This is a genomic window from Stenotrophomonas maltophilia group sp. RNC7 (genome assembly GCF_030910085.1).
Classification (GTDB): domain Bacteria; phylum Pseudomonadota; class Gammaproteobacteria; order Xanthomonadales; family Xanthomonadaceae; genus Stenotrophomonas; species Stenotrophomonas sepilia.
The window spans coordinates 1-1,670 of sequence record NZ_JAVFVN010000811.1 but is presented as its reverse complement, the minus strand read 5'-3'; the positions used below and the strand labels follow the sequence as shown (position 1 = coordinate 1,670).

2 protein-coding genes are annotated in these 1,670 nt (G+C 28.3%); both read right to left on the bottom strand.

Features of this window, described 5'->3' with window-relative positions; genetic code table 11:
- Positions 1–35: 35 nt before the first annotated feature.
- Entirely contained in the window at positions 36–572 is a 537-nt protein-coding gene (locus tag RCF13_RS19810; RefSeq protein ID WP_016121707.1) for a hypothetical protein, read from the bottom strand.
- Positions 573–930: 358 nt separating this feature from the next.
- A partial coding sequence (locus tag RCF13_RS19805; RefSeq protein WP_308141475.1) for a hypothetical protein occupies positions 931–1,670 on the bottom strand: 740 nt, incomplete at its 5' end.

The following is a 1,670-nucleotide window of genomic DNA, read 5'->3' as shown; positions in this document are numbered from 1 at the left end:
TGAAACTGTTTACTTAATAGTCCTATGTGCGTAAATCAATTACCTGTATTAAGACTAGTATTCACACTCATAAAACGATCTACAGAAGCATTATATAAACCTTGAAACAACTCTTTTAATAGTGGAAGTTCATTGGGTTCCAAATCAAATGTATCTAGAGTTGATTTGTCAAAGTTCCCTGTAGCAAGCCAATACTTATAAATAGTTAATACTTCTGCAATCTCGTTTCTTGTTAATTCATGAAGAACTTGCTCTGCGTATACTGGATCCAACTTCTCAATAAATAATAAAAGAGCAAAAGTATTTTTCTCTTTAAAAGCAGCAGCTGCTGCTTCTTTTAATAATTCAACTTCACCCTGACTGACATTTAAAGTTCCAAATACATTTACGAGACTTTCAGCATGCTTATTTTCTTTTAAAATATAAATAAATTTATTAACATCATCCTGTTTGTTAAAATCAAAATTCAATTCTCCCGTTTCATTACATGCAATGCAGCTGGTTGTCACACCTTGTGACTCTGATACCATATTTTTTCCACTACCTGCACACTCTAAGCAAATAAATTTCAAATGAATAACCACCTTTACATGTATTTTAAAGATAAAAAAACTGATATAACATTCCAATTAAAGTAGCATTATACTTCTCTTCTTGAAATAATTTAAGGATTTTTAAAACAAAAAATATCTTTTTATTGAATATCTAATCTCATTGCCGACATCTATTATCTTTAAATTATGTAATAAATAATTACATAAAAAGGCCTTATTTTTTATGTAGTGTAAAGAAGTGTACTATACACATAAAAAATAAGGCCTTGTGTTATTTAAATAGGAATGAATCAGAAAATTATGAGGAATGTATAAAATTAAAGTGAAGATGCCTGTAGCTGGTCCCTATCTCATTATATAGTTTATTATCTTCAAACTAATCTTCAAGTAACGGCATTAATTTCATCATTAACTTCTCAATAATATTTTTATTTCTATAATCAATTCTAATTAATGGAATGCCTTTATTCTTACAAAAGCTATCTTTTATTTGATCATTTGTAACCCGATTTAAATAACCTTCCTTACCGCCAAAAAATTCAATCTCTTTAAAATGTTGTTCACCATCATACTCAATTAAGCAGATTAATTTATCATTTTTATAAACTCCAAAATCAAAAGGAAGTTTATTTTTATTTTTGCAACCATTAAATGTAACCTCTGTCTTAAATTCAATATCCATTTTCTTTAAAAAGCTTATTATTTCTCTAGATCCCCTTGATTGTCTTAAACTTCTGCATTGAGAACACGGCTGGTTAAGTTTTAAAAAGCTTGTTACTCTATACCACTTTGTACTATCACATTTCATACACCTCAATAGAAATAGATTGTCACTTTTAGTAGCAACAATACTAAATACTCCTTCCACACGCTTGTGAAACTCATAAAGTGCTTGTTTTCTTTCCATTTCCATTTTACTTTTATGTATTATACTTCGTTCTTTTTTTGAAGAACAGTGTTTACAAAACCAGGGTTTTAGCAATGTTGAAGCTAATAATGTATATTCCCTACTACATTTTGTGCATGTAAATGTAATTTCTCTGCTTTTTCCTTTAAAACGACTAATAACCATACACCTATTACCATTTATCATTTTTACCTTAGTAATAAATTTAT